The 7,668-nt window shown below is 44.1% G+C and carries 4 protein-coding genes; all 4 read right to left on the minus strand.

From position 1 onward, the window contains the following. Nucleotides 1-1,242, minus strand: a 1,242-nt coding sequence (locus AB1A65_RS09100) for a hypothetical protein (RefSeq protein WP_366588081.1), incomplete at its 3' end; no start/stop codon positions are given. A 512-nt stretch (nt 1,243-1,754) separates the two neighbouring features. Next, nucleotides 1,755-3,701: an OmpA family protein gene (locus tag AB1A65_RS09105; protein WP_366588083.1), complete on the minus strand. Its 1,947-nt coding sequence runs from the start codon at nt 3,699-3,701 to the stop codon at nt 1,755-1,757. Between the two features lie 11 nt (nt 3,702-3,712). Then, a complete protein-coding gene (locus AB1A65_RS09110) occupies nt 3,713-4,663 on the minus strand; it encodes a type IX secretion system membrane protein PorP/SprF (RefSeq protein ID WP_366588085.1) in 951 nt (316 codons plus the stop codon). Between the two features lie 14 nt (nt 4,664-4,677). Further along, nucleotides 4,678-7,668, minus strand: a 2,991-nt coding sequence (locus AB1A65_RS09115; RefSeq protein WP_366588087.1) for a gliding motility-associated C-terminal domain-containing protein, incomplete at its 5' end; no start/stop codon positions are given.

Below are 7,668 nucleotides of genomic sequence, written 5' to 3' on the forward strand. Positions count from 1 at the left end.
GTCGGTATTGTCAAGGTAGCCGCTCAGGTCAACGTTGTTCCCGTCCTCTATCGAAAGGCTGTTGCCCGACAGGGTCAGTGTCTGGTCGTCCGAACCGCTGTTGTCCAGTGCCGATAGGTCGACAGAGTTACCGTCCGCTATCGAGAGTGTATTTCCCGAAAGGGTCAATGTCTGGTCATCGGTATCGGTATCTATTGAACTGATGTCAACGGTGTTACCACCGCTTATCGATAGGTCGGAACCGCTCAATGAGAGGGTCTGACCATCAGTGTTGTCAAGGTAGCCACTCAGGTCCACGTTGTTGCCGTCCTCTATCGAAAGGCTGTTGCCAGAGAGGGTCAGTGTCTGGTCGTCCGAACCACTGTTGTCCAGTGCCGACAGGTCCACCGTCTGCGTGCCGCCGTCCTCAAGGGTCAGCGTCAATACGTTCGTGGCATTGTCAAGGCTGAAGGCCGTGATCGCCTGGTCGTCCGTGTTGTCCAGGTATGGGGTCAGATCGACAGTGCCGCCGTCCTCAAGGGTCAATATGTTGCCAGCGGCCAAACTAAGGGCCTGGTCATCGGTTCCAGCCGCTGCAAGCACAGTGCTGAAGTCCACGGTCTGGGTGCCGCCGTCCTCAAGGGTCAGCGTCAATATGTTCGTGGCGTTGTCAAGGCTGAAGGCCGTGATAGCCTGGTCGTCCGTATTGTCCAGATATGGGGTCAGGTCGACAGTGCCGCCGTCCTCCAAGGTCAATATGTTGCCAGCCGTCAAGCTGAGGGCCTGGTCGTCTGTATCAATAAGCGCAGCAATATCCGCTAACGCTACCGCATATGTATTAGTATCTGAATCTGTTATTACAAGGTTGGTATTTGTTCCATCAATCCCAAAAGATGTAATTGTAGTATTTGTGTCTGTAAGAGTGTCACTTAAACTGCTTAAATCAACATTTACACTACCGCCATTCTCTAAGTTCAAGGTCAATGTATTTGTTGCCCCATCAAAATTAAATCCTGTTAATTGTTGATTGTCAGAAGATGTAAGTTCCCAAGAATCTCCATCCCAAAAGTAAATTGTACCCGTGTTAGTATTGACATAGATATCTCCCGTATCAACGCCATTTGGGGTAACGGCTCCTGGACTGGAAACGGCTGTTCCTTTTAAGACTTCGCAATTGCACTGGTCTTGAAGGGTAACCGTGGTTTGAGAAAAGGCAATTCCTGTTGAGAGAAGTAGGATAAGGGCTATTATGCTCTTTTTCATGGGGTTAATTGTTTGTTGAGGATCGTATTTGTTATGCTTTTTAATTCCAAATAGCTTAGTTTTTATGCGATATTTTCCTCTATTGCACACTTCGTATTCTATTACACGTTACAAAATTACCTTTACTTATAGGGGTAAGAAATATTTGTTGTGTATGCCCAAATTCATACTGTATAGCATCCATATTTTGAGGTGATGACCCAAAATATTTATGTTTTTTTTAAGACCATTGGTCGATGAAATCACTATTATCAATGGTTAACGGAATGCCCATTGCCCGAAAAAGACTACACCTTATTCTAGAAATATGATATGCAATTGAAAACAGGTCTCCTTAGGAAAGCTTTTTTTTATAGATTGTAATGGAAAAGGTCTCGGTTAAATCAATATCCAAAAACAAAACACAGAAAATCCTTGTTTTTAGGTCACGGAATTGTAAAAAAAAAGAATATGAATAAAGGACACAGTAGTTCATGTATCCTTCCAAATTGTTCATGATGATGCATGAAACATCACTCAAATATGATAAACTCAGATCTACGGTTCAATTGATGTTCCTCTTCGGTGCAACGCACTCCATTGAAACATTCATTTACCAATCTTGTTTCTCCAAAGCCTTCTCCTTGAAGTCTGTCTGAAGAAATACCTTTGGAAATCATATAGTTAACTGTAGATTCGGCCCGCATTTGAGACAACCAAAGGTTGTAGGCATCATTTCCGCGGCTATCTGTATGGGAATTTACCTTTATTTTTAAGCTAGGATATTTTTCCATGGCAACAATTACCTTTTGAATCTCGATTTCAGCATCGGGGCGAATGTTGTACTTGTTCAAATCAAAATAAATGGTACTTAATTGGAGTAATTTTGCTAAATCGTCCCCAAATCCACCGGTAATTACATCTCTTTCCAAGTAGAAATCTATAATTCGTGGCTTCCCATAGGATTTGTTAAGGTACTCTTCTGCTGGAACATAACCATCACGGGATGCCCTCACAAAATTGCCTTTGGAGCAATCCAACTGAAGTGTATAGTTTCCTTGAGAATCTGTAATTGTGGAAGAAATCTCCTTATTTTCCTCATCGATAACCTTCACAGTGGCCCCTGGTAAAACTTCATTGGATATGCGATCCCTTACCGTACCAGTCACCTCTTGGATGCAGTCCAATACCAAAGGTTCATTCTCCACAAATTTGTAAATATCATCTTCTCCCATGCCTCCTTCCCTATTGGAAGAGAAATAACCAGTCTTTTCTTCTGGGTCAAAAATATAGGAAAAATCATCCAAGGGACTGTTTATAGGCCTTCCTACATTAACCACGGGTTGTGTATAATCATCAAATGCTATTTTAGTGGCAAAAACGTCCAAGCCTCCCAAGCCTTGATGACCATCGGAAGAAAAATATAGCACCCCATCTTTTGTGATGGAAGGAAACGTTTCACGTGCTATGGTATTAATGTTTCCGCCTAGGTTGATAATGGGACCGTAGGTTCCATCACCAATGATTTCGGTCATAAAAATATCAGACTCGCCATAACTTCCCGGCATGTCAGAAACAAAATACAGTCTCTTTTCATCTGGGCTCAAAACCGGATGTGCCACAGAATACGAATCATTGTTGAATGGTAACTCAATCACATTGGTCCACTCCCCATTGATATTTTCCGCACTATAAATCTTCAATCGAATAATTCCATTGGCATCTTTGTACTTCTTCCCGTCCAAGAAATTGTTCCGGGTAAAATACATGGTGGTTCCATCTTTGGTGACTACGGAAGTGGATTCATGCAATCTGGTGTTCACATCACCTTGCAGCTTTACGACTCGATCATTTGAAACGCTATCTGCATTGACTTTATAGAGATCCAAAAAGTCTTTTGAATTCCATGTATGTCGATATCTAGCTAAATTACCGGTATCTCTATCTGAAGCAAAAATGAGCCCTTTCTCATAATATGATGCGGCAAAATCGGAATACTTACTGTTGTATTTAAAGGGTTCTACGGTATATCGACCTGAATTGGCCTCAATCTTATCAAGATAGTCTTCATCAAATTCTCCCTCAGTCGCTGTAATCTCCCTGAATTTTTCCATCATTCGGGTAGCCTCATCATAATTGCCCATAGTTTTTAAGCTCTGGGCGTATCGAAAGATATAATCTGGACTTATCTTATCTGGATACTCTTCTTGGAGTCTTTTATAGATGTTGGCTGCTTCTTCATATTGGGCATTGAAATAATAGGAATTTCCCAGACGTTTTAACAAATCTGAGGAGACATAGCCTTTGTCCAAAACCTTTTTATAAATATCGATGGCGGGTCTAAAAGAATACTCCTCATATCGTTCATCCGCCTTTGCCTTTACCCTAGCTTGTTGACGATCTGGAATACTGTCCTGAGCCAGTACATATGATGCGCTACCTGTAAAAACTATAAGAAATACGAGTATTCTTCTTAACATTCTATTTTATATTAAAAGAATCTGGGTGATACTGTTCTTTGAAATGATTTTAACAACTCCAGCCTTAGAAATATCTCAAAGGAACCGTCATTGAATTGGGTGCCGCCCAGTTCAGTGGTCTCTCTGTCATACGCCAATCCCAACATAATTTGATCGGTTATCTGGAATCCTGCCAAGGCACTTACCGCTGCATCCCACCTATACGCTGCACCAAAACTGAATCTGTCCGCAAACAAAAAGTTAGCTGATAAATCAACTTGCAATGGTGCACCACCCACAGCCTTTGTTAGTAAGGCCGGTTTAAATTTTAAATCAGCTCCTATATCAAAAACATACCCTGTAATTAAGTATAGGTTGATTTGCTGTGCCGACAGGAAGTTTACGGAGTTGGCGTCTCCCCCACTATTGTCAAAATATTCGGTTTCCAAAATATTTGGCGCCGAAACCCCTGCATAAAACCGGTCTGTATGGTAATAGAGTCCCAATCCAAAATTGGGGTTAAACTGATTATCGATATTGTCTTGTTGTACAACTTCTTGATCAAAATTTCGCAGTCCGTTAAAGTCCAGACTTATCATGTTTCCTCCCATTTTTAATCCAAAAGAAAGCTTTGCTTCCCTAGCAAATTCAATGGTATAGGAAACCACGGCATCCAAATAGGTCTGTTGCACCACTCCATCTCCAATATTATCGTTTACGATGGATACGCCATATCCCAATCTGCTGTTCCGTATGGGGGAATGGAGGTTAAGGGTAAAAGTTTCTGGAGCTCCATCCAAACCAACCCATTGAGATCTATACAGTCCGGCAAAGCTCAATTGACCTCTAGAGCCAGCGTAAGCGGGGTTAACACTCAAGGTGTTGAACATGTATTGAGTATACTGCGCATCTTGCTGGGCCACCAGCCCCTGAAATACAAATCCTATAAATAAAATTGGAATTAAAATGTGCTTTTTAATCATCCTACATCAATGTATTACCTGCTTATATATATGTATTCGGAGTCTGTAAACCTGCCTCTATCCGTAACGTATTCAAAAATATAAAAATATACCCCTGCTGGTAGGTAATTGTTGTTCCCCACAGCAGATTTTGTCCTTGACCGACCATCAAATACATTGTTGATATTGTTATAGTCTTTTCCTTCATAAACCGCAGTACCCCATCGGTTAAAAATTTTGAGGGTACTGGATTTAATTTTGTCGGTTCCTCGAATGAATAGGAAATCGTTCTTTAGATCCCCGTTTGGTGTCACCAATTGGTTCACTAAAATGTCTTCTATTGAAACCGTTACGGTGGCCGTATCACAATTCTCTGGATTGGCAGCCTCACAGATTGTGTATTCAATAGTATAGGTCCCCTCTTCCAATCCGGGCGTTATAACAACACTTCCGTCTTGTTCTATGCGGAGCTCACCTGTTGGCGTTGACGTCAAAATCACATCAATGGCATCAACAATCTCTTCGTTTAGCGTATCATTTCCCAAAACATTGCTATCTGGAATTGGTCCTCCAAAACTGTCCGAGGTATACCCATCATCCATGGCATCGATAACATTATCCATTCCCAATTCTACAACTACTGTTACCGTTGCCGTATCGCAATTGTCCACATCGGTAATATCGCATATCGTGTAATCCACGGTGTAGGTACCCTCTGGTGTGCCTGGTGTTACGCTAACGCTTCCATCATCATTGACCATTAATTCATCCGTTGCTGTGGAGCTGAGAAGAACATCCTCCAACGTGACTGATTCTCCATTCAGGGTATCATTTGACAAGACATTGCTGTCTGCAATTACACCACCCACTGAGCCATCAGCCGTATAGGAATCATCTACGGCATCAATGTCATCGCTCATTCCGGGGCCGACCTCAACAGTGACAGTTGCCGTATCGCAATTGTCCACGTCGGTAATATCGCATATCGTGTAATCCACGGTGTAGGTACCCTCTGGTGTGCCTGGGGTCACGCTAACGCTTCCATCATCATTGACCATTAATTCATCCGTTGGTGTGGAGCTGAGAAGAACATCCTCCAACGTGACTGATTCTCCATTCAGGGTGTCATTTGACAAGACATTGCTGTCCGCAATCACACCGCCCACTGAGCCATCAGCTGTATAAGAATCATCAACTGCGTCAATGGCATTGCCCATACCCGATTCTACCTCAACCGTTACCGTGGCCGTATCGCAATTGGATGGATTCGCGGCTTCGCAAATGGTATATTCTATGGTATAAGTTCCATCAGACGTACCTGGGGCAACACTTATGGTCCCATCGGAGTTGATGGTCAATTCGTTAGTGGCCGTTGATGAAAGGTTCACATCCTCCAAGGCAATGGGACCTCCATTCAAGGTATCGTTGGACAGTACATTGCTGTCCGCAATCACACCGCCCACTGAACCATCAGCCGTGTAGGAATCATCAATTGCGTCAATGGCATTGCCCATACCCGATTCTACCTCAACCGTTACCGTGGCCGTATCGCAATTGGATGGATTCGCGGCTTCGCAAATGGTATATTCTATGGTATAAGTTCCATCAGACGTACCTGGGGCAACACTTATGGTCCCATCCGAGTTGATGGTCAACTCGTCAGTGGCCGTTGATGAAAGGTTCACATCTTCCAAGGCAATGGGACCTCCATTCAAGGTATCATTTGACAAGACATTGCTGTCCGCAATTACACCCCCCACTGAGCCATCAGCCGTGTAGAAATCATCTACGGCATCAATTGTATTTGGTCCTACTTCAATGGTAACTGTAGCTGAGGCACAAACCGCTGGATCTGGAACCACGTTACACACCTCGTAAACAATGGTGACTGAGGAATTGGACTCTTCCAAAGTCGGTGTATAGGTCATTAAACCTGTTTCGGCGTCAAAAGAGACTGTTCCGACAGCATTTCCCCCTATTCTTGAAAGGCTTGTTATTCCCAAATTGTTCTCGTCGCTGTTCGGCAAGTAGTCGTCATTCTCTAAAATGTTTATTGCCACTTCAGTCAATGCTGGTGTTGCCCCAGAATCATCCACCGCTGTTGCAGCCAAAGGATTTGGGTCTGTTCCATTTGGGTTCCCATCATCGTCACAATCCAACAACTCCCAATCTGCAGACGGGGTCAAGGTTATGCTGTCTGGATTATAGTCGCATGGATCCAACGGGTCGGTCCCATCCTCCTTTTCATCACCATTGGTTACACCATCGCCATCGCAGTCCTCTCCGTTCCACGTGGATGAAGGGTCTACGGTCTGGCTGCCCAATACAAAATCGCATGGATCGTTAGGGTCCGTACCATCCTCTATCTCATCCTCGTTGGTGACCCCGTCGCCATCGCAATCCGCTTCAAGATAATCACCGCTTTGTGGCAAGGTTATATGTTCTGGGTTGTAATCACATGGATCCAACGGGTCGGTGCCATCCTCCTTTTCATCACCATTGGTTACACCATCGCCATCGCAGTCCTCTCCGTTCCAAGTGGATGAAGGGTCTACGGTCTGGCTGCCCAATACAAAATCGCATGAATCGTTAGGGTCCGTACCATCCTCTATCTCATCCTCGTTGGTGACCCCGTCGCCATCGCAATCCGCTTCAAGATAATCACCGCTTTGTGGCAAGGTTATATGGTCTGGGTTGTAATCACATGGATCCAACGGGTCGGTCCCATCCTCCTTTTCATCACCATTGGTTACACCATCGCCATCGCAGTCCTCTCCGTTCCACGTGGATGAAGGGTCTAGGGTCTGGCTGCCCAATACAAAATCGCATGGATCGTTAGGGTCCGTACCATCCTCTATCTCATCCTCGTTGGTGACGCCGTCGCCATCGCAATCAGCTTCCAGGTAATCACCGCTCTGTGGCAAGGTTATGCTGTCTGGATTATAGTCACATGGGTCCAAGGGATCGGTCCCGTCTTCTTTTTCATCCTCATTAGTGACCCCATCTCCATCGCAATCATCTTTTTT

It is taken from the genome of Allomuricauda sp. ANG21 (assembly GCF_040705235.1).
GTDB lineage: Bacteria > Bacteroidota > Bacteroidia > Flavobacteriales > Flavobacteriaceae > Flagellimonas > Flagellimonas marina.

What these genes read in the sequence shown, in the direction of transcription:
- AB1A65_RS09105 (WP_366588083.1), bottom strand. Translation starts at nt 3,701, where the DNA reads ATGTTAAGAAGAATACTCGTATTTCTTATAGTTTTTACAGGTAGCGCA.
- AB1A65_RS09110 (WP_366588085.1), bottom strand. Translation starts at nt 4,663, where the DNA reads ATGATTAAAAAGCACATTTTAATTCCAATTTTATTTATAGGATTTGTA.